The 22,111-nt window shown below is 43.2% G+C and carries 18 protein-coding genes and 2 pseudogenes; 10 read left to right on the top strand and 10 right to left on the bottom strand.

Annotated elements, in window-relative coordinates:
* Positions 1-35: 35 nt before the first annotated feature.
* The gene (locus tag AC5JL8_RS05300) at positions 36-1,406 is read right to left on the bottom strand and encodes an RNA-guided endonuclease InsQ/TnpB family protein (protein ID WP_495878727.1); all 1,371 of its coding nucleotides are present in this window, start codon (positions 1,404-1,406) and stop codon (positions 36-38) included.
* 31 nt (positions 1,407-1,437) lie between these two features.
* Between AC5JL8_RS05300 and tnpA the strand changes: the two are divergent.
* From tnpA to AC5JL8_RS05280, 4 genes and pseudogenes are all read left to right on the top strand, one after another.
* Positions 1,438-1,849 (top strand): annotated as a pseudogene (gene tnpA, locus AC5JL8_RS05295) (IS200/IS605 family transposase).
* A 165-nt stretch (positions 1,850-2,014) separates the two neighbouring features.
* Complete coding sequence (locus AC5JL8_RS05290) at positions 2,015-2,512, top strand: hypothetical protein (RefSeq protein WP_495878726.1); 498 nt, start codon at positions 2,015-2,017, stop codon at positions 2,510-2,512.
* Positions 2,513-2,870: 358 nt separating this feature from the next.
* Positions 2,871-3,482, top strand: a complete 612-nt coding sequence (locus tag AC5JL8_RS05285; RefSeq protein ID WP_495878725.1) for an MAPEG family protein — start codon at positions 2,871-2,873, stop codon at positions 3,480-3,482.
* Positions 3,483-3,601: 119 nt separating this feature from the next.
* Positions 3,602-5,194 (top strand): alkaline phosphatase D family protein, encoded by a 1,593-nt coding sequence (locus tag AC5JL8_RS05280; RefSeq protein WP_495878724.1) that lies wholly within the window; start codon positions 3,602-3,604, stop codon positions 5,192-5,194.
* On the opposite strand, the gene AC5JL8_RS05275 is transcribed toward AC5JL8_RS05280, so the two are convergent.
* Positions 5,191-5,406 (bottom strand): hypothetical protein, encoded by a 216-nt coding sequence (locus tag AC5JL8_RS05275; protein WP_495878723.1) that lies wholly within the window; start codon positions 5,404-5,406, stop codon positions 5,191-5,193. The genes AC5JL8_RS05280 and AC5JL8_RS05275 overlap by 4 nt on opposite strands.
* A 121-nt stretch (positions 5,407-5,527) precedes the next feature.
* Positions 5,528-6,529: an ABC transporter substrate-binding protein gene (locus AC5JL8_RS05270; protein WP_495878722.1), complete on the bottom strand. Its 1,002-nt coding sequence runs from the start codon at positions 6,527-6,529 to the stop codon at positions 5,528-5,530.
* Between the two features lie 435 nt (positions 6,530-6,964).
* On the opposite strand from AC5JL8_RS05270, the gene fni reads away from it, so the two are divergent.
* The 3 genes from fni (at position 6,965) to AC5JL8_RS05255 (ending at position 11,198) form a co-directional block, all read left to right on the top strand.
* Positions 6,965-8,014 carry a type 2 isopentenyl-diphosphate Delta-isomerase gene (fni, locus tag AC5JL8_RS05265; RefSeq protein WP_495878721.1) on the top strand — a complete coding sequence of 350 codons (1,050 nt, stop codon included), beginning with the start codon at positions 6,965-6,967 and terminating at the stop codon, positions 8,012-8,014.
* 175 nt (positions 8,015-8,189) lie between these two features.
* Complete coding sequence (sppA, locus tag AC5JL8_RS05260; protein ID WP_495878720.1) at positions 8,190-10,025, top strand: signal peptide peptidase SppA; 1,836 nt, start codon at positions 8,190-8,192, stop codon at positions 10,023-10,025.
* 861 nt (positions 10,026-10,886) lie between these two features.
* Positions 10,887-11,198 (top strand): hypothetical protein, encoded by a 312-nt coding sequence (locus AC5JL8_RS05255; protein WP_495878719.1) that lies wholly within the window; start codon positions 10,887-10,889, stop codon positions 11,196-11,198.
* 126 nt (positions 11,199-11,324) lie between these two features.
* Here the strand turns inward: AC5JL8_RS05255 and AC5JL8_RS05250 are convergent, their stop codons facing one another.
* Together AC5JL8_RS05250 and AC5JL8_RS05245 are read right to left on the bottom strand one after the other, a co-directional pair.
* Positions 11,325-13,010 carry an iron uptake porin gene (locus tag AC5JL8_RS05250; protein WP_495878718.1) on the bottom strand — a complete coding sequence of 562 codons (1,686 nt, stop codon included), beginning with the start codon at positions 13,008-13,010 and terminating at the stop codon, positions 11,325-11,327.
* A 249-nt stretch (positions 13,011-13,259) separates the two neighbouring features.
* Positions 13,260-13,394 carry a hypothetical protein gene (locus tag AC5JL8_RS05245; protein ID WP_495878717.1) on the bottom strand — a complete coding sequence of 45 codons (135 nt, stop codon included), beginning with the start codon at positions 13,392-13,394 and terminating at the stop codon, positions 13,260-13,262.
* Between the two features lie 16 nt (positions 13,395-13,410).
* On the opposite strand from AC5JL8_RS05245, the gene AC5JL8_RS05240 reads away from it, so the two are divergent.
* Positions 13,411-13,650 carry a hypothetical protein gene (locus AC5JL8_RS05240; protein WP_495878716.1) on the top strand — a complete coding sequence of 80 codons (240 nt, stop codon included), beginning with the start codon at positions 13,411-13,413 and terminating at the stop codon, positions 13,648-13,650.
* Here AC5JL8_RS05240 and AC5JL8_RS05235 read toward each other — a convergent pair.
* Positions 13,647-14,372: a GDYXXLXY domain-containing protein gene (locus AC5JL8_RS05235; protein WP_495878715.1), complete on the bottom strand. Its 726-nt coding sequence runs from the start codon at positions 14,370-14,372 to the stop codon at positions 13,647-13,649. The two genes, AC5JL8_RS05240 and AC5JL8_RS05235, sit on opposite strands and share 4 nt — an antisense overlap.
* A 140-nt stretch (positions 14,373-14,512) precedes the next feature.
* Complete coding sequence (locus tag AC5JL8_RS05230) at positions 14,513-15,949, bottom strand: DUF2157 domain-containing protein (protein ID WP_495878772.1); 1,437 nt, start codon at positions 15,947-15,949, stop codon at positions 14,513-14,515.
* A 204-nt stretch (positions 15,950-16,153) separates the two neighbouring features.
* Here AC5JL8_RS05230 and AC5JL8_RS05225 point away from each other — a divergent pair, with 204 nt between their 5' ends.
* Positions 16,154-17,113, top strand: a complete 960-nt coding sequence (locus AC5JL8_RS05225) for an RsmB/NOP family class I SAM-dependent RNA methyltransferase (RefSeq protein WP_495878714.1) — start codon at positions 16,154-16,156, stop codon at positions 17,111-17,113.
* 101 nt (positions 17,114-17,214) lie between these two features.
* Here AC5JL8_RS05225 and AC5JL8_RS05220 read toward each other — a convergent pair whose 3' ends face one another.
* Both AC5JL8_RS05220 and AC5JL8_RS05215 read right to left on the bottom strand, forming a co-directional pair.
* Positions 17,215-18,996 (bottom strand): ABC transporter ATP-binding protein, encoded by a 1,782-nt coding sequence (locus AC5JL8_RS05220; protein WP_495878713.1) that lies wholly within the window; start codon positions 18,994-18,996, stop codon positions 17,215-17,217.
* Positions 18,993-20,774, bottom strand: coding sequence for an ABC transporter ATP-binding protein (locus tag AC5JL8_RS05215; protein ID WP_495878712.1), 1,782 nt, complete (start codon positions 20,772-20,774; stop codon positions 18,993-18,995). Before AC5JL8_RS05215 ends, AC5JL8_RS05220 begins: the two co-directional genes overlap by 4 nt.
* A gap of 217 nt (positions 20,775-20,991) precedes the next feature.
* On the opposite strand from AC5JL8_RS05215, the gene AC5JL8_RS05210 reads away from it, so the two are divergent.
* A complete protein-coding gene (locus AC5JL8_RS05210; protein WP_495878711.1) occupies positions 20,992-21,849 on the top strand; it encodes a nucleotidyltransferase domain-containing protein in 858 nt (285 codons plus the stop codon).
* A 58-nt stretch (positions 21,850-21,907) separates the two neighbouring features.
* Here AC5JL8_RS05210 and AC5JL8_RS05205 read toward each other — a convergent pair.
* Positions 21,908-22,111 (bottom strand): annotated as a pseudogene (locus AC5JL8_RS05205) (hypothetical protein); the annotation flags it as partial.

Genomic DNA, 22,111 nt, shown 5'->3' with positions numbered 1-22,111 from the left:
ATAATATATTTCGGACACAATGAAGTCAACGTATCTCAACGTTTATAGCCCAGACAGCCAGATAATGCACCAATCGCTGTTGTGCTATTTGCAGGGGCAGTGGAATTGAAGTTGGAGTGGTACTGGCGGGTATTCGTCCAGTGGTTGCTGTAGAGTTTGACCCCAGCAAACCGCAGTTGAGTCGTGCGATCGCCCAAGTTCATCACCGCAACTTTTATGGTCTTAGAAAGAGGTTCAACATCCACGTTTATGAGGCTAGTTCCTAACCTCAGTGCATAATTGAGCATTACTATTGAAGCGGCGACATCCCGATCCGCAGTGAAATTACAGTTCTCACAATTATGCACACGTTCGGATAACTCTTTTTTCTTTTTGTGTCCACAGTTAGGGCAAGTTTGAGATGGAGCAATTTTGAGGGGAACATCAACAAATATCCCGTCACACTCACTAAGTTTGTATTTGATTAGTGAGGTAAGATTACCAATCCCAACATCTAACAGTGACCGATTCAGCCCTGTCTTTTGCTGTTTTCTCTTACTACCTTTTTGGGCTTTACGAGTCATCGCTTTAATATTTAGCTTTTCTGTAGCTACCAGTGAATTACTCTTTACTATCTGTGCAGCCACTTTATGTTGCCAATCTTGCCTCTGATTAGCAACTTTGCTTTGTAGTTTACTGACCTGTTTCCGGCTTTTCCTCCAGCGTTTAGATGCCTTAATCTTCTTTTTAAAATTAGGGGAGCGTTTGCGGCGTAACTTTTTAGATGCTTGCTCTATTTTCTGTTGGGTGTTAGCTAAATATTTGGGGTTATCAATTATCGTTCCATCCGAGCAAGCAACAGCGTGATATACGCCAAAGTCCAACCCAACAGCATTAGTATTTGTCTTTCTTTGTGGTTCGCAATTTACCGTGATTGAGGCATACCATTTCCCTTGTTTCCAGATAATGGTGCAAGTTGTTGGTACACTCCAAGTCCTAGCTTTACCCCTCATCTGAACTTGCCCCAAGTTAGACAATTCTAGATAACCGTTATCGCCTGTTGTATGTGCTTTCCACCCACTGATTCCTGGGTAAGTCCATCCACGATAATGCCGTGAGGATTTGAATTTTGGATACCCACCTAAACCCTTGAAAAATCGTGCGTAAGCATAATCAACATGCTTAACAGTTGCTTGCAAAGCTTGCGAACCTAACTCTTTATACTCAGTCCAGCACTCCTTGAATTCTGGCAGAATATTTTGTTGATCGTAGTAACTAACAGAATTGCCAAAACGCTGATATTCTGTCTTTCTATGGTAAAGACAGGAATTGTATAAATCCTTATGAAGTCGCCGCCAATAGTGCAATTTGACTTCCTGAGAAGGGGTTGGATATAAGCGAAAGGTTGTTCTACGTGTTACTATCATGAATGTCATCATCTTATTCACATAACGCACAGTGCAACCCTTTCTTAGAAAGAGTTCTCACGCTGTATTTTGCATTCACCTACATATTGTGTTGGTAACGAAGTACAGACGCAAGGTTATTACCTCTGCAATCTTGACTAGGTTACAAGCAATTTTTACCGATCTATGTGAGCAACAAAAAAGTATTCTCATTGAATTTAATGGCGAGTCAGACCATGTTCACTTATTGGTCAATCTTTCACCAGATAATCATATTTCTGAGTTCGTAAAAGTCCTAAAAGCGTCGTCAAGTAGATTAATCCGCAAAGAGTTCAAGTCACACGTTGACAAACACTATTGGAAAGCCGTTTTTTGGTCAAGCTCATATTTTGTGAATTCTAGTGGTGGTTTCGCTTGATGTACTGAAGAAATATATCAAGCAACAAGATTCTCCGCCTAGCTAACTAGACCCTGCTCTCGCTCTCATCCCCAGGTGAAGTCTTCGGAACCTGGGGACTTCCTTCTCGGAGTGTTAAATAAAACTCCTTTGGTCAATTTAGGGGATTATCAATTGAGAGTACTGTTTGCACTTGAGTAAAACAACAAATCTCTGGAGGGGAATAAATAGCATGAGCCAGACACCCGGAAATCACCAAAATGGAGGAACACCAGCTTCTAACAGACTGGATCAGCTTGAGGTAATGCTGACAACCCACGCCCAAATGCTGAATCAGTTGGTTCCACTGATGGCACAGGTTGCACAGATAGCTACCACCACATCAGAAACAGTCCATCGGCACGATCAAGCGCTGACTCGTATTGAAGAACAAACTTTTAGTAACGCAGTACAGCAGCAGGCAAACACAAACGCGATCGCTGATTTATCTATCGCAATTAACCGATTAGCAGTAAACCAAATAGAACTTCAAGCAATTATTCAGAATAATAGCCAGACACTCGCCCAAGTGACGGCGAAAATCGACAGACTAGCCCAAAGGCAAGAAAACTTTCAACTACAACTGGAGGAAAGCGTCAGTAGAGTAATAGAAACTATTGATTACACAATTGGCCGCACGGAAGAACTAGTTAGGCGATTGTTAGAACAAAGCAGTAATGAACACAGCTAAAGCAAGTAAAAATGTTTAATAATTGAGTGCAATTGTAGAGCGACGAATTATTTGACCAAAGCAGAAAATTGTTTGTTATTAATCTAAATACTTCTACATAATTGTAGAGTCTGATTATTGACGTATGCGATCGCACAAATGCCGTCACCGAATTTTAGATTTTAAATAATGGAATTGAAGGATTCAAAGTTTAAAATCTAAGCGGGTCTGTTCGCGTTAGCGTTTTTGCAAAAGAAGAGGGTTCCCGCTCTTGAGGGTAGAAAGCGAATTTAAAGGCGAGAAGAAATCCAAAATCTCAAATCCAAAAATTTTAATTGAAGCCCCTGTATTCATGCATGGGGTCAATCTAAAATCCGTCTTGAAAAGTTTGCGACTGGCGTTAGAAACCCTCCTGACAACTTTTCGCAAAATCCAAAATCAAAAATTGTTTTACCTGCTCTTGGGTTTCCAAAGTGCCGGACTCCCACGTCGCCACAATCTGCCGCGCCACCATGTCTGCATCATCGCGGTTGTTGTGGGCGATTGCCCAATTATGAAACTAAAGAATTATACTTTTTTGGTACGCGAGGATTTTGATATGTCGTCCTGGACTAGTCTCATAACTGCTCTAACACTGCTACTGTACTTGGTCATCACAGTTAATGTTGGTCGAGCCAGAGCCAAATATAAAGTACCACCTCCTCAAATGGCAGGAGATGCTGACTTTGAACGAGTGCTGCGTGTCCAGCAAAATACTCTAGAGCAAATGGTTTTGTTCCTGCCTGGTTTATGGTTATTTTCTTTCTACGTCAACCCGTTGTGGGGAGCGGTTATCGGTGCTATCTGGCTTGTGGGTCGAATTGCCTATGCTTGGGGATACTATCAGGCTGCCTCCAAGCGGATGATTGGCTTTGTCATCAGTTCTTTTAGTAGTATAGTGCTACTCTTGGGTTCGCTCGTTGGTATCATTCTGTTTTTGGTGCAGCCATAAGTCATCTGTACGCTTAGAAGCGTGGAGAAATAATCAATGCTTAATCTAATTGCAAAGAAGTATTAAAGTTACGCTGCTACATTTGCGGTGGTTCAACTGCAACTTTCAAGGAAGGGTGTATGCAGAGGTTAAACTTCGAGCGCTTGCTATCGAGTCGGCACAGACGGCGACAATTTTTAATTGGGGCTGGAAGCTTAACTGGTTTAGTGATTGCTAATCAATGGTCTAACAGAGTTCTCGCCCAACCTAGATTTTCTAGTTATCTTTTTAGCTTAGGTGTCGCTTCCGGTGAACCATTGCCAGATAATATAGTGTTGTGGACGCGCCTAGCCCCTGATCCGCTCAATGGTGGTGGGATGCCGCAATATAATGTTCCAGTGCAGTGGCAGATTGCTACCGACGAAAAGATGCAGCGAGTTGTCCGCAGTGGCACACAGATGGCGACTCCCGAATTTGGACACTCTGTTCATGTGGAAGTGCAAGGATTACAACCTGCGCGTTGGTACTGGTATCGCTTCCGAGTAGGTAATCAAGTCAGTCCTATTGGGCGGACACGCACTGCTCCTAACCCCGGCGATCGCGTCAATCGCTTCCGTTTTGCCTTCGCTTCTTGTCAAAATTGGGAGCAAGGATACTTCGCTGCCTATAAACATATGGCTCAAGAAGATTTAGACTTAGTACTTCACCTTGGTGACTACATTTATGAGGGAGCGCCAAGAGCGAATGCACTGCGAACTCATGAAGGTGATGGAGAACCAGTAACGCTGGAGGAGTATCGCAACCGTCATGCCCAGTACAAAACTGACCCCAATCTGCAAGCTGTCCATGCTGCATTTCCTTGGCTAGTCACTTGGGACGATCACGAAGTTGACAATAACTGGGCGGATGAAATTCCTCAAGACCCAGAAAAACAATCACGCGAAGCTTTCCTAGCTCGTCGTGTTGCTGCTTTCCAAGCATATTACGAGCATATGCCACTGCGGGACTTCTCAAAACCTAGAGGCATTGATATGAAACTGTATCGACGTTTAAACTTTGGTAACTTGGTTGAGTTCAATGTCCTGGATACTCGTCAGTACCGTAGCGATCAGCCTTGTAATGACAGCATTGAGCCACGCTGCCCCAAAGCTTTCGATCTAAATGCCACTATGACTGGTACTGAGCAAGAGCAGTGGCTGTTGAGCAACCTAGAACGCTCTCAAGCACGCTGGAACGTTCTTGCTCAACAGGTTGTCTTTACCCAACACGACTGGACGGCGGGTTCTGAGGCTGCCTTCAATGTTGATGCTTGGGATGGCTATGTAGCTGCCCGTAGTCGTATTCTCAACTTTCTTGCTCAACGTCAGCCAGCAAACCCAGTTGTGATCACTGGTGATACACACTCGAGCTGGGTAAGCGACCTCAAGGCTGACTACAATAACCCTAACTCAGCCACAGTAGGTACTGAGTTTGTCGGCACATCGATCAGCTCAGGTTTTGGTGCTAGCGACCGAATTGAGAAGGCTTTACCAGAAAGTCCGTGGGTGAAGTACTTCAACGGTAGGCAGCGTGGCTATGTTGTTTGTGACCTCAATCATCAGCGCTGGCGTACTGATTATCGGCTATTGCCTCCATCTCCAGAGACTGGAACTACAGTATCCGACCCAAATGCCCCGATCACGACAACAGTCTCGTTCGCTCTACCAAATCAAGGAGTAGTAGAGCGCATCTAACCCCGCTGCATCAGCCCTTGTGTGACTGACACCAACTCACGCTTTAGTGCTTCATCCCGACTTAACCATTGCCCGAAAATCGAGGAGCGACCATCATCGGCTGGAGTAAACTGATAAACACACGGGCGGTTTTTCACATAACCCAAACGACCTTGGTGAAACAATTTTGGATTTTGGATTTGAGGGTGTAATGATTGATAACTACTTGACATCCACTGGTGGCTGAAATAGCAAACGAATTGGTAATACGCAAACGAGGCGAGTACGCACTCAGCGATCGCTTGAAAAATTATCCTTTACCTCATAACCTAGTAATCTTGGATTGTCCTGCTACTAGTATGCTTCATGTACGAAATCCTTGGCGTTGGTCGCGTCGAAGAGCCTGTCCTTGAGAATGATTCTCGGAGGAATTTTCTTGCCAGCAAAATACTTCTCCATCGTGGCGAAAACAAGTGGGCCAAAACGCGGGTTGGACTCGACACTTACGCCAAGCTCGCCACGGATAATTGCCTCAAGCGCGGCTTTCTGACCATCGATTGAACCGACTATCACATCCTTGCCGGGCTTCATACCTGCGGATTTGAGAGCCTGGATGGCACCTAATGCCATTTCGTCATTGTGAGCATATACTGCGGTGATTTCGGAACCCTTGGCTTGGATGATGTTTTCCATTACGCGCTGGGCCGCAGCCCGCGAAAAATCCGCCGTTTGCGTGGCGATGATCTTCATGTTGGGATAACTGCCGATGGCGCTACGAAACCCCTTAGCCCGATCAATTGCGACCGATGAACCCGCTGTTCCGGTGAGTTCCACGATGGACGCTTTGCCATCGGTCGCCTGGGCTAGCCATTCGCCAACGCGACGGCCTTGCGCGATAAAATCCGACCCAAGAAAGCTGACAAAATGTTCTCCTGGTCTTCCCGCCGCTTCACGGTCGATGAGAAAAACCGGTATTTTTGCTGCTCTCGCTGCTTCGAGGGCGGGCGTGAGACCCTCATACTCGCGTGGCGCAAGGAATATGGCGTCAACTTGTCGTGCGATCAGATCCTCAATGTCGGCAAATTGCTTTGATGTCTGCCCCTGGGCATCCGTCATCAGAAAATCATAAGTTTTCTTACGCTTGGCGGCCTCCTCCTTGATGCTGTTCGTTTCGGCAATGCGCCATGGCCCAATATTCTCCGTCTGCGAAAATCCGACAATTTTTTTCGTTTTCTCGCGCATACAGCCAGACAGCGAGAAAGCCGCAACAGTAATCATAACGTAGGCGCTAAATACCAGGAACCTTGGCATATAGGCTCGGACACCTGAGCATCCAAAACAGGTTTCATTCTTCATAACCCCATCAGTACTCCTATCCATCGTGTCTGAGTACTATTTAGAGCTTATCTCGAAACAAAGACTATTTCGACTCGTCGAAATAGTGACCGAACAAAGTAGGGTGTACGACCTAGCAGGCGATATACTACATCAACTTACAACCAGAACTGTCGATAGTCCTTGACATCCTGGCTGCGCGGGAGCGCAATCGGCTGACGCGAGAGAACCCTTGCGATCAAATTTGTGCCGATCGCAACCTTAAAAAACCTGCCGCGATGCCTTTAAACTAAAAAAGCAATAGAATGCTCAACTTTGGCAGAAGTGGCGAAATGTCCTTGGGGGGAGTCGTCGCAAGTAGAAGGGCTACTTAGCACCTCTATTCAATCACCATTGTTCAGAATTCCTCTCACTGTAATATGTAGTGAGAACAACTGCTTTGAGTTATACCTACTAGTGAAAGTTCCTACCAGCATCTCGGCACAAACCCAGTCTCGTAAAGCGGAACACATCCGCATTTGCTTAGAAGAAGATGTTCAGTGTCAGCAAACAACAAATGGACTAGAACGCTATCGTTTCACCCATTGTTGCTTACCAGAACTAAACCGCGACGAAATTGATATCAGTACAAGTTTCCTGAGTAAACACTTGGACGCACCCCTACTTATCTCTTCTATGACTGGGGGAACCGAACAAGCAGCAATTATTAACCAACGTCTAGCGCAAGTTGCCCAAGTTTACAAAATTGCGATGGGTGTGGGTTCTCAGCGAGTAGCAGTGGAAAAACCTCAGGTGGCTGAGACTTTCGCTGTACGCAAGTATGCCCCTGATGTGCTTTTATTGGCTAACTTGGGTGCTGTGCAACTTAACTATAAGTATGGTTTAGATGAATGTCTGCGGGTAGTCGATATCTTAGAAGCTGATGCTTTGATTTTACATCTCAATCCTCTACAAGAATGCATTCAAACTAAAGGTGATACTAATTTTCGAGGATTGCTTGACAAGATTGCTGTATTATGCAATAAGTTGCCAGTACCAGTGATTGTGAAGGAAGTGGGCAATGGGATTTCGGCAGTTATGGCAGAGAAACTGATCGCTGCTGGCGTAACGGCGATTGATGTGGCGGGTGCAGGTGGCACTTCTTGGGCAAAGGTGGAAAGCGAACGAGCAGATAATGCCTTGCAACGCCGCTTAGGAAAGACGTTTGCTGATTGGGGTTTACCAACGGCAGATTGTATTACAAGTATTCGGGCGATCGCTCCTCATATACCCCTAATAGCTTCGGGAGGATTGCGTCATGGTGTGGATGTGGCAATGGCGATCGCGCTGGGAGCAGATATAGCTGGTTTGGCAATGCCTTTCTTACAAGCAGCAGCAGCATCAGAAGCAGCACTTAATGAATTGGTTGAGGTGCTAATTGCAGAAATCACCACAGTTTTATTCTGTACTGGTAATGCAACTTTAGATCAGTTAAAGCATTCTGGAACTTTGCAGCGCATACAATAGTTATTAGCTATAGGATTCCTATTTGATTTTTGAAAAAAGACTTATAGCGTTTCCTAGTCTGCTGAGGTACAAATTTATCTGTGTTTATCTGTGGTTAATTATTCTTCCTTCTTTTCGGTTCCCTGTTCCCTACTTCTACGACTAATAAATAATAAGTAAATAACTAATAACTGAAATGCGTAACTTTATTCAACAAACTTTTGCTAGCTTAGTTGGCAGCTTACTGGGACTTATTATTTTCTGTGGTATCGGAACTACTGGATTGTTCTTGCTGTTGTTTGCCGCCGCCACCTCTAAAGATACAGGGCCGCTAGTCAAAGATAAGTCTGTGGTAGTTTTTGACTTATCGATGAATATTACCGATGGGGAACCAAGTTCTGGGGAATTTTTACAAAAGGCATTGTCAGGTGTAGAAGATAACAGAATGTCATTGCGTAGTATTCTAAATACTTTAGAAAAGGCACGGCGCGACCCACGAATTGTGGGTATTTACCTCGATGCAACACGTACTGGAACAGCAAATCCCGCCGGTTATGCATCCCTCAAGGAAATCCGGCAATCCCTAGAGAAGTTTCGGGCGGCGGGAAAAAGGATTGTAGCTTATGGCAAGGACTGGGAGGAACGAGATTATTACCTCAGTTCAGTAGCAGATACCATCGTACTGAACCCTTTAGGTTTGATGGAAGTCAACGGTTTAAGTTCACAACCGATGTTTTTGACAGGCGCATTACAAAAATACGGTATTGGCGTTCAAATTGTGCGAGTCGGGAAATTTAAAGGAGCAATTGAACCGTTAATCTTGACAAAGTTGAGTCCAGAGAACCGCGAACAAACTCAGAGATTATTAAATGATGTTTGGGGAGAATGGCGCACTACTGTAGGTGTAAGTCGGAAACTCAACTCGCAAAAATTGCAGGCGATCGCAGATAATCAGGCATTGCTAGAAGCTAGAGAAGCTAAAGCTAGTGGTTTAGTAGATCGGGTAGCTTATGTCGATGAGGTGGTTACCGACCTGAAAAAGTTAACTGCTAGTGATAAAAAAGACAAAACCTTTCGGCAAATTGATTTGAGTGAGTACGCGCAAGTTCCTGGCAAATCCTTGGGTGTAGAACGCAAATCGAAAAATCAAATTGCTGTTGTCTACGCGGAAGGCGAAATTGTCGATGGCAAAGGTGATAGTGGAGAAGTAGGAGGCGATCGCTTTGCCAAAATCTTCAATAAACTGCGACAAGATGATGATGTCAAAGCTGTAATTTTGCGGGTTAACAGTCCCGGTGGTAGCGCTACAGCAGCTGAGGTGATGCAACGAGAAGTTCAGCTAACTCGTGACGTCAAACCAGTTGTAGTATCAATGGGTGATGTTGCTGCTTCTGGTGGATACTGGATTGCCAGTGACTCCAACCGTATTTTTGCCGAACCAAATACAATTACAGGTTCAATAGGTGTATTTGGGGTGCTATTCAATGGTCAAAAGTTAGCAAACGATAATGGTATTACCTGGGATTCGGTGAAAACTGGACGCTATGCTGATACTCAAACTGTTTCTCGCCCAAAATCGCCCCAAGAGTTAGCACTGTATCAGCGCAGTGTTAACCGTATTTATAGTATATTTCTCAATAAAGTTGCTCAAGGCCGCAAACTCCCAGAGGCAAAAGTAGCAGAGATTGCCCAAGGACGGGTTTGGTCAGGTACGGCAGCAAAACAAATTGGTTTAGTAGATGAAATCGGCGGTCTTAGTACTGCCATAGAATACGCCGCCAAACAAGCAAAACTAGGCAATGATTGGCAAGTGCGAGAGTATCCCCAAGTTAGTAGCTTTGAAGAACGCTTTTTCGGCCGGGCTACCGAGGAGGCACGGAAAGCTTTAGGAATTGAGAGCGCACAAATCGAGCCATCTAATCCCTTAACGGCTGAATTTCAGAAACTGCAACAGGAAATCGCAATTCTGCAAAAGATGAACGATCCCCAAGGGGTATATGCTCGTTTACCCTTCAACTTCAAAATTGAGTAAAAGTCAAGGAGAAGCAGCGCGGTGAGTCCAGCGCTGGCTCTCCTGTTTGCTACCATGTCTTAAGCCAGCCTCTAGGTAGTCTACAAGTGTGGCGATCAAAGGAACTGTCTCCTCGTTGTAGTGACTGCCGTCGCAAAGAACACAAAGAAAGAGAATACAGAGGGATATTACGTTATTACCAAGAGGATTTGAGCTTAATTTGACACCAATAAATTTCTCACCACGCTATCTTCAAAATTTATATCCTAAATCTAACGGTTATTTCTTAAAGAGAATATCACTCTTTTACGGAAATATTATTAAAATTACATAAATACATAGTTAAATAGCTAAAATTATCAACAGTATTTACAAACAAACATTTCCGTAAAATTCCTCTTTTTTTTGCAATATTTAAGAGTTAAGTTATTAATTGATACCAATTAAATCAATGTTTCTGAAAAATGCATATTTAGAATTCATTAATTATTCAAGAATTGCATATATCAGACTATTTATCAAAATTGATAATAATTGGCATTGACTTGTTAAATATCCCAAATAATTTACATCAAATTCATAGTAACAAGTCTATTCAAATAGTGCATAAACATTATTGAGTGAATCAACAATGTTTATGTAATTAAGTGTTGCCTAAAATATTGATATTTTATGGCGATTTCCTTCTTAAAGGATGATTTAAAAGTTGTTAGTGATGTATCAAATACTTTTCATATCCCCCTTTTTATCTTTTTAAGCGGGGCTTGGAGAACTTTATCCCCTTAAAAATAAAGTTTGAGGGCATATCAATACAACTTGATATTTGACAAACATCTTCTTAATTAGCTTGCTACTCATTAATTAACAATTTCGTTAATCACCATGAATAATTCAATACAATTTTTAGGATTCATGTTAGTAGTTAGTCAAAGTTTGACATTGACTGTATCTCAAGCCCAAGTTGTTACAGAACCAGACAATAAAAATCCTAATAATAGTGTTCCCGTCTCATCGGATTCACTGCCTAATCAAAATACAAATGTACCGCCTCAAGCTAACGTCGCTGACAATTCTAATAGTAAAACAGTTGTTTCCTCTAAGTCAGAAAGTAGCGAGTCTTTAGCAGTAACTAAAACTAGCTCAAGAATACCAGTATCCAGTAGAATTTTTAACGCTCCGTCAATGCAGCAGTAGTTACAAAATTCATCCCACTCATCAATTAACCTGCGGTTGATGTGATTCGGAGATGGAATCGTCGTAGAAAAGTGCTTTCATTCCCCGGTGTAGTTTACGGAACCGGGGGACTTCCCGCAAGGAAAGTCAAAAGCTAAAGGTACTCCGTAAGATGCCGATGGTAACTGGGTCATTGTCTGGTGTATGACCTGGTTGCAAAATATGAATTATTCCTGGTGTAATACTAATATTATCATTTAGCTGGAAACGATAAAACACTTCAATATGAGTAGTCGTTCCTGGTTGTCCTCCAGCACGTCCTCTGCCTGTATTTATCGAGTCAGGAACATTACTTCCGTCAGGTAGGCCACTACTGGTAATTTTAGGAGGTTGTCCAATATAAATGCCGCCCAGATTCCCTTGGGAAAATAAATCTGGAAAATTCATAAACACCATATAATTATTGGTCTCTACATTTCCCGAACTTCCAGGAATGTAAGAATTAGTATAACCACCCCATGCACCTATATTAAAGCGTGGTGAAATTTGCCAAGTTACAGTAGCACCAACAGCATTAGTTTTTAATGGTTCTGAGTTTGCAGTTAAGCACTCATCTTGTACATAAGTTAGCAAACAACCATCTGAAGAGTAGTTATTAACGTAGTACAAACTCAAATCTACAGCATCAGTTGGTGTTAACAACAATTGTATACCTGTAGTAGTGTTACCATCAAATAAGCCGGTTTTTTTACCGGGATTTCCGGGTATGAAACTAGAATAAAGTGCCTGTAGACTTGCACGTTTGGCAAATTGCCAATCGACAGCTATACCACCATGACCAAACCCCATATTTAAAATTGGATTTCTTTGGGCAAAAAAAGATAATGGCCCAGTAGCAGCGTTTTCTACCCTGTTTGGGCCTCGGAAAGCAGTCGTCATATTTACGCCTTGCGTTCCCAACATCACTGCTAAGTTGTCAGTTACTAACCAGTGATAATTCAGGTCACTGACGATCAATTCGTCATTGGTAGGATATTCGTAGCCAACGATAACGTTATTTCGAGAGACGTTATTACTAAATCTAGGGCCGCTGCTGCCAACACCAAATAAAAGACCTGTCAACAAATAACTACGGGGAGTAAATTGGGTGGTTAAAAATAGCTGTGCCAAAGAGATAACATTAGTATTTGTACCAGCATCATCTGAATCTTTAATGCCATCTCTAGGGTTAACATCACCACGATTGCTACTGCGACCTTGAATGCCAGCTATAAGAAGTCCGCTAAGTTTAGTAGTAGGAGAAAATTGTTGGGTAGCTATTTCAGTGGTACGGGCTTCTAAACTATCAACTCGACCCCGCAAAGACACTAATTCGCTAGCAAATTCTTCCTGTAATTTTCGTAATTTTCCTAAATCTTCACGGGTGACCAAATCATTGGTACTTGTGATGATTAACTCATTTATTCGCTCCAAGCAAGCATTTACACCTGCTGCAAATTCATATCGGCTTATACTTCTATTACCCCGATATGTCGCATCTGGAAAACCCACTATACAGCCATAGCGTTCCACCAAAGACTGTAATGCTTGGAATGCCCAGTCTGTAGATTGTATGTCTTTTAATTGAGAAACCGATGTGACTTGCGCCATCGGTTCGTTATTTTCTGACAAAGAGTAGTCTACAGTTAAATTTGAATCTATACTCTCTTCTGCTTTTGGTAGAGTGTATTCCTGTGCGGTCGCTTTTTGTGTAACTCCGGTTGCTCCCACTACTAGTAACCATACGAGTATCCAGAGTTGACATTTATTCCAGTAAATCTGATTACCTTTCAATTTTTTACACTTATACTTAATATAATAATTCGTATAAATTATATTTAAGCAATCGTGCTTTTACTTGAGTACAATTACGGTTTTAAAAAAATATGCTTTATGTAAACACGCTATAGACTACTCAAGGCGTGTTAGTGAAGCGTTGCCTACAGCAGTCTAGCTACTTTCAGAACTGTAGTGTAACGCACCATCTTGATATTTCATAGTTTTTGGTGCAATAGCATTTTATACCCTAAGATGGGGCATTTTTTAACTAATTTTTATAGTGAGCGATCGCCTTTGATGTTGCGCGCGATCGCACAATTCCCCAATCCCCAATCCCCAACTAGCTGACAATTTCCCTGAAGATGTGTAAAGTAGTTGATGATTTGTTACTAACTGCACATCTAAAAATCCATCTATGGATAGAAAAACCAAAAGCCTTTTGCTACTCGTTGTTTCCTGTAGCATCACAGGTGTAATTTTAGGCGGTACTACCAGCTGGGCAGAAAGCACTATGTGCTTGCAAGCCAAGACAGTTACGAATGAGTGTTTGACCGAAAGCCCAATTCAAAACACTATACAAGGAATGAGTACCGGCTTGGTAGCCGGGGCTGGGGCAGCTTTTGGTGTAGCCTGGCAGTTACGGCAAAAAATTTAAAAGCGATAGTTGCGATCGCGTACCCATAGACTAATGGGTACTGCGTTACCTTGGGGATCGACTTTAACTTTCACTACTATCGGTTGTCGTCGTCCCCCTCGGCTGTTCAAATTCCGGGAGATATCTCTACTAATCTGTTCCCGTTGCTCTTCTGGGATGTAATAAGTTTCCACGCCATAGGTGACAAAGCCATCTCGATAAACGCCTTTTAAAGCTACCTGATTGTTTGGCAGGTTTGTTGGACGCTTACCACTGACTCGCACCAACCTCCAAGCTCTGGGAACACCACGACCAGAAGATTGTTGCTCTTGCAAAGTCACATACAAGTTGGTTCCTTGAGCCAATTGTCTATTTCTACCACGATTTTGCCTTAACAACTCCTCCCAGCCAGGAAGTCTTCTCAATGTTGCCAGGCGGGATATGTTATAGTCCAAATTTACGGCGGATTGCTGCACATCATTAGGGTTGACAGGCGCACTTTGCAAAATAACTGTCTTACCTGCAACGTCTGTGTACAAAGCTTGGGTAGGTACTGCCATAATTAACCCTGTTTGGATTAACAGGGGAACCAGCAGCCGCCAAAAAGGAAGAGGTTTGTTTGCTTTCTGTTCAGTAGCAATTAGATAGTCTCGAAAAGTCAGCTTTCCAGAAAATTCTGCTTCTGGAGATAGCGATTGATTGGATTTATTCGATTTATTCGATTCAGAGGTATTACTATTCATGGGCGTAGTCCTAAAACAAGGGGAAATTGGCAAAGTTAAAAGTAACCATTTTCTCTGGATTGATACCCAGAATTAGGACTGACGCAGAGAGATGATGAACTTAAAACCACTCAAAAGCCAAGAATTATTTCTTTGCGCTTTTAGGCTTTACCTGAAGACTTAGATGCAGCAGGTTGGCGGCGTTCAAACCAAAGTCCAGCACTAATCAGTGCAGAACCGCACATGACAAACACAAGGGACTTAAACAGCAAGTCGGTGTCGTACTCTAATACTCGACTGACGACTTGTAGAGTTAACAATAGCATACCGCCCCAGAAGGAGCGTCTATCGTTTAACTTTATTCCTTCTTGGATGAGTCCCCAAGCTAAGATAGCTAATAGTACATTGAACACAAAAATCCCTAGTTCACTAATCCGGCTAACAGCTTGATGCCAGAAAGGTACTAAGGCGGTGATCCCAATAAATGCACTAACTAAAGCAATGGTGAAAATTACTTCCCGACGCGGAGGGTTGCTTCTTTGACGCAGCAAAAATAACCATTGCAAAACTGCCAAACCACTGAGAATCCCCAAATCGATGATGGGAAGAGTCCTAAGAATGTTGCTGTTAGTTGTTGGCAGGGTATAACCATAATCTGGAAATTGCCATTGCCAGCGAAAGGACAGAATATAAAAGACAAAGCCGAAACACACCAAGGCTAAACTACGAGCCAAGGGTTGAAACAGCCTGTAATTTACTGTGGGAAATAGCAGGTCATCATAACTCCACAGTAATGCAGGTGGAAGCGCAAAGGCAAAAGACGCTACCCAAGGTGCTATATCAGAGTAAGTTAGCACTTGCAGGGGATTGAGGTTGAATTGCAAAGAAGTCGTAAAGGCAAAGGCTGCTAGTCCAAAAATCCAGCGCGATCGGCAAATATAAGCTAAAGGCACAAACAGCAACCATGATACCAAGGGCATGTGTCGCACTAATAACCGCGCCCAAGTCAAATCGTTTGATGTGTACCACCAGTCTCCCAACCCACTCCAATAGCCAATCTGGATTAAGACTATTGCCAAAATTCCCAAGGAATTTAAGGACAGACTGTAAGCCATGATCAAAACACCAAACCCCCAGGCTAAAAACAGTTCCGAACTGGAACCGACAATATTGAAGGTTTGGGCCATCAGCAGTATATTTGCGCCTAAAATAAATGCGCTTAAAATCAGCAATGCTTCTCCGAGTAAGCGTTTACTGCGTTGCGGTTTTTTGCCTTCGGCTTTGCTGAGTGCAGGCTGTCTCCAGGTGTAAAAACCAGTAATCGCAGTGGACAAAAACAAACTCATCATTAAGATAAATCTGACTTCTCTTGTCCAAGACTGCCAATTGGCTGCTACAAAGGTAATTACACCTAATACTAGAAGTATGCCACCGATTCCAATCACAATCATCACAAAGCGATCGCGGGTAGCAGCTTCTAGGTTATTAAATTGATAACGGTTAGCTAGTTGTTCGTACTGTGAGGAACTAATTATGCCTTCGTCCCGCCACAGTTGTGCTTCTTGACGTATTTTTCGCGGAAAATTATCTAAGAGCATGACCCAATACGGTGCAGTGGATAGTTTGGCAATCGTTTGAGTGCGGTTAGCTAGCGCCCCTAAAGGCGATAACTTCCAGTTTGAGGCTGGAAGCTGATGCCAGTCGCATGGTAGCGATCGCGATAGAATGGCGGTCATTATGTTTTTCAGTATGCAGCCAAATCCTGGCATGGCATTGTTCTTCCATAACAGTTTCACTCCCAGATGGAAAAACCTTCAAATTTATTACTCAAACTCTCACGGCGTTTGTTTGAAAATCCTGATACACAAGAAAAGTTTATTGAGGCGTTAATTAATCCCCAGCCTTTTCTACCCTGTATTCTTTGGTGTCAGGAAAAGCCAGATAATTTACCTTTTTCAGTAGCAAGTCCAACATTTTGGCAACCACAATTTGTAGACCGTTTACACTTAAAAGAGAAACCTGGTAAACATCCTCTACATGAACAGGGATATTTCTATTGTTTAGATTTCTCTTCTGTATTTGCGGCTGCTACTTTGTTAACCAATCCCCCATCAGTACGTTTAATTTTTGATATATGTGCTGCACCAGGCGGAAAAAGTATCTTTGCCTGGAAAGCATTGCAACCGAATTTAATTATAAGTAATGAAGTTATTGGCAAACGTTTAGGGATGCTAATTTCTAATTTGAAACGTTGCCATATTTACCCTAGTTTTGTAGCTAATAGAGATTCTAGTATATTTGCTGAAGCGATACCTTTATCAAGCGATTTAGTTATAGTAGATGCTCCTTGCACTGGGCAATCTTTACTAGCTAAAGGTGAAACAGCACCAGGATGTTTCCACCCAACTAATATTAACAAATGTGCCAATCGCCAAAAGCGCATTATTGCTAACTCTGCTCAAATTGTTGCACCGCAAGGTTATCTTGCTTATATGACTTGCACTTACTCGCCTGAAGAAAACGAAGAAGTTTGTGAATGGTTTTTAGCACGTTTCCCGCAGTTTCAGCCAGTAAATATTAGTTATTTGCAAGAGTATCAATCGCATTTAACTACAATGCCTTGTTATCGCCTCTTTCCTCAAGATAGGTTAGGTGCGGGTGCGTTTACGGTGCTATTTAAGAATACTGAAGAAGGTGAGGCTAGAGAGGTAGATGCGGAAGTTATTCAGCAACTTAGATTTAGACAAATTTTAGAAACGTAGATTACAGAAATTTTGGCTTGGGTACTAGGAAACCACTTTAAACTTTAAATCTTGAATATTCAATCCAAAATTTAAAATTTAAAATCTAAAGTTCGGTAAACCTAAGTGGTTGCTGTACCCAACTGGAGAGCATAGAGGTTGGCGTACATACCTTGCTGACTAATAAGTTCTGCATGAGTACCCTGTTCGATAATTTGTCCTTGCTGAATCACTAGCACCTGATCGGCTTGGGTAACGGTGCTGAGACGGTGGGCAATCACGAAGCTGGTACGACCTTGTAGTAAGCGGGCGATCGCAGTTTGTACGAGTGCTTCTGTGCGAGTATCTATACTGCTGGTCGCTTCATCAAGAATCAGAATTCGGGGGTTAATCAATACCGCACGGGCAATACTAATGAGTTGTCGCTGTCCTTGGCTGAGGGGCGCACCTCGTTCACCCAATTGAGTTGTGTAACCCTCTGGCAGTGAGGTGATGAACTCATGCACATTCGCCATTTGTGCAGCTGCTTCGATATCGGCTTGGGTAGCGTGTGGCAAGCCAAAAGCAATATTTTCAGCAACAGTACCGCTAAATAAAATATTGTCTTGCAAAACAATACCAATCTGACGCCGCAAACTAGCTTGAGTGACATCACGGACATCAATGTCATCAATTTTTACTGTGCCACCAGACACATCATAAAAACGCAATATGAGGTTAATAATGGTAGTTTTTCCAGAGCCGGTTGGCCCGACTAATGCAACCATTTGTCCGGGACGGGCGTGTAAATTCACTCCCTTGAGAACCAATTGCTCTGGGTTATAGCCAAACTTGACATTCTCGAATATTACTTCACCGTGAATGGGTGGCATTTCGATCGCATCGGGTGCATCATTGAGTTGCGACGGTTCATCTAACAGCAGGAAGATTCGCTCTAATCCGGCAAAGGCAGACTGAGCCTGAGTGTAAAACTGACTGAGAATTTGAATAGGGCGAAAGAATTGCTGAACGTAAAGTAAAAATGATGTCACTACACCTACTGTCGCTGCTCCTGTGACAGCAAGATAGCCACCATAAGCTAGTACACCTGCGGTTGCCAGTGTGTTGAGAAAATCAATGGATGGTAAAAATGCCGCAGTAATTGCTACAGCCTGGACGTTAGCATCACGATTGGCGGCATTGAGGATGTCAAATTCTTCAATGTTAAGAGGTACGCGATTAAATGCCTGTGCTTCTCGCACACTGCCAATATCTTCTTCTAGCTTGGCGGAAAGTTCCCCAATTGTCTGGCGCGTGACGCGAAATCTGGCTCTTGCCCAACGTGCAAATAAGCTTGTGGTAAAAATCATGATTGGTACAACTAGGTTGCTCAACAAGCCGAGTTGCAAATTGATGGCAAGCATGGCAATCACAATGCCAACCAAACTGAAAAAATTACCCAGCATTTGGGCGATCGTTTGTCCAAATGCTTGATTCACAGTGTTGACATCATTCAGCAAACGGCTCATTAAATCGCCTGCTTCACTGCGGTCAAAAAAACTGAGTGGTAGACTCTGGATTTTAGTGAAAATGTCTTGTCTCAGTTGAGCCAGCAATCGCTGCATAATCCAGCCGACTCGAATAATTTGACCCCGAATTGCCCAAATACTCAGTCCGTAAGTTAGTCCGAGTAGTCCTAATAGCAGCAACAAACCCGGCAAATTTCCGGGTACGATTAGGTGGTCAATTGACCAGCCTAGTAAAAATGGCCCGATCGCCTGGGTTGCGGCTCCAGTAAATACTAATGTCAGAGCAATGGGAATTTCTTTGTGGTAGGGTCGCAGATATTGTAAAAAGCGCCGTAAGGTGGAGATTTGGTGAGTTGCCTGTTGCTCGGATGCAACAACCGGGCCTATACCTCTCATTGTTTCTCCTTCTGCTTTACTTGAGATTCCAAAATCACACCGTAGAGTGGACTGGTGTGCATCAATTCTTCGTGAGTACCTTGGGCAACCAATCGTCCTTTATCTAGCAAAAAAATCCGATCTGCATTCTTGACGGTACTAATGCGTTGAGCCACAACAAAAGTAACACAAGCTTTTTGGCGCATGAGTCCATCGAGTTCGGCTTGAATCTGAGTAGCAGTTTTGGCATCAACGGCAGAGGTACTGTCATCTAAAATCAGAATACTGTAATCGGTGAGTAAGGTGCGGGCGATCGCAATGCGTTGCTTTTGTCCACCAGATAACCCAATACCACGTTCACCCACAATTGTCTCGTAACCATCGGGCAAACTGCTGATGAAATCATGAATTTGAGCAGTTTTTGCAACCTCAATCACCTGTTCTAAACTGGCATTTGGTTTGGCATAAGCGATATTCTCACGGAGAGTGCCAGAAAAAAGTGTAGTTTCTTGGAACACAATGCCAATGTGCGCTCTTAAACTTGTGAGTGTAAAATCCCGCACATCCCGGCCGTCAATGCGAATTGCTCCCCTGGTGACATCATAAAAGCGGGGAATCAAGTTCATAATTGTGCTTTTACCAGAACCCGTCATCCCTAAAACAGCAATCAGCTCGTTAGGCTTGGTTTCAAAAGAAACATTTTTGAGAGCTTCGGTTGTGGCTCCTGGATAACGAAACGAAACATTCTCAAAGGTAATTCTACCGCCGCAGGTGCTAAACGGAATAGCATCCGGGCGATCGCGAATTTCTACTGCTGCATCCACCACTTCGTAAACTCGTTCAGCAGAAGCAGCTGCTTGGGCGATCGCAGGTGCAGCAAATCCAATCAGTAAAATTGGTTGGAGAATTAACGCCAAGTAAGAGTTAAACGCTACTAGTTCACCAATCGAGAACCTATCACCAATTACCTGTGCCCCACCATAGCCAAAAACTGCTACAGTCACCAAATTACTCGTTAAAAAGATAAAAGGGAAAGTATTGCGGATGGCGCGAATCGTCTTCATATTTGCCGTGACTAGGGCGTCATTTAAAGTCGTGTAACGCGACCTTTCGGCAGATTCCCGCACAAAAGCTTTTACTACCCGTATCCCAAATAGATTTTCTTGCAATACCGCATTCAGGTTGCTCAGTTGTTCTTGCACCTGCCGGAAAAGTCGGTCATTGCGGGTGATAAATTGCGCCATTAACCATCCTGATACAGGTACTACCGTCAGGGTAATTAATGCCAACTGCCAATCCATCACCAGCAAAATTACCGCAATACTCACCAATGTCACCACTGCACTCACAACCTGAATCAAGCTAGTGCCAATAAAAGTGCGGATCTGCTCGATGTCACTAGTAACACGGGTTAGCAGTTGGGAAGTCTGGGAGCGATCGTGATAGCTAAAACTAAGATTTTGAATTTTGCTAAAAATTTTGTTTCGTAGGTCATAGGCTACACCTTGAGAAGCAGACTCTGCCAAGTAGCTTTGCCCAAAGTTAAACAAACCACGGGCGATCGCAGCCGCTACCATCCATGCAGCGCTGTAAAATACTATTTGTAAGTTTTCTTTAGCAATGCCTTGATCGATTCCCCAGCGAAATAATTGGGGAGTAACCGCATTAGCAACTGTCAATAGTAATAGACTAAATAAAGCTCCTAATGAAATCCATCGGTAATTGCTCAAGCTGATTAGCACACGCTGGAGAGCTTGCACTGATGAGGAATTTTCTTGGAGTTCTGGTTGTTGCACCAATGGAATTCACCCTTGTATCTTTTAAAAATTATCTCGCATCTTAGGACTTGTGTTGGCCATTACCTGTACTGGCTCAAGGGACTTTCAACTCAAAAAATATCCCATTGCTGTGTAGGCAGGGGGCAGGGGGCAGAGGGAGAAAGAAAAATATTATTATCTGAGTAAATTGAATAATTTATTTTGTGTAAGTCCCCAATGGAAATTTAACAATCGCTCTATGAGTAAAGAATTGCCCCAATTCATTAACCATATTGTTTCTAGTTTGCAGTCAATTGAGGGAATTACAGCGATCGCACTAGGTGGTTCACGGGCACGGGGTAACCATACACAGAAGTCAGATGTGGATTTGGGAATTTATTACAACAAAGAAAACCCGCCCGATTTAATTGCTTTGAATCGCCTCGCCTCTGAACTTGATGATCAAGGTCGCGTAAATTTGATTACTGCAATCGGGGAATGGGGAAAATGGATTAATGGTGGCGGCTGGCTAAAGGTCGAAGGTGTAGGTGTAGATTTTCTTTATCGAGATTTGGCAAAAGTCAATCGTGTCATTGATGATTGCCATGCTGGACAAATTACTATTGATTATCAACCAGGGCATCCCCACGGCTTTGTGTCTTCGATTTATATGGGGGAAGTAGCTCTTTGTCAGCCACTTTACGATCCTGATAGTGTTTTAGAAGCTTTGAAGGCGAAGACAAAACCCTATCCAGTTGAGTTGAAACAAGCAACTATAAATACTTTTGCTTGGGAAATCAGTTTCTCGCTGCTAGTCGCAAAAAAGGCGATTGCGCGCAATGATGTTGTTTACGCAGCAGGTTGTTGTTTCCGCAGTGTGGCGTGTATGAATCAGGTTTTATTCGCGCTCAATGAAGATTACCTGTTAAATGAAAAGGGAGCAACGGCAGTCGCGGGTAGGTTTGCTATTTGCCCGCAGGACTATCAACAACGCCTTGAGCGAGCGTTTGCACTTTTAGCTGCTTCTTCAGAATCCATAACTGAGGCGATCGCCATTCTTGAAGCGATTGAGGATGATTTGAGCCAATGGTATGGAAATCGGCGATTAGCGATGTGATATTTATTGCCATCCTCCTTTAGTTGCTATACCAACGGGATATGATATCGCCCCTAATTCAACCGAGCGCGTAAAGCTTCCCGTCATCGCCCTTAATATTCATTGATAATTTGATTGCATCGCCCTGCAATTGAGTTGCATCGCCCTGCAATGCGATTGTATCGAGTGACAATGCGATTGTATCGGGAAACAATGCGATTGTATCGGGTGACAATGCGATTGTATCGGGAAACAATGCGATTGTATCGGGTGACAATGCGAT

It is taken from the genome of Mojavia sp. (assembly GCF_059505145.1).
The sequence above is the reverse complement of the archived record's forward strand: the minus strand, read 5'-3'. Positions and strand labels throughout refer to the sequence as shown.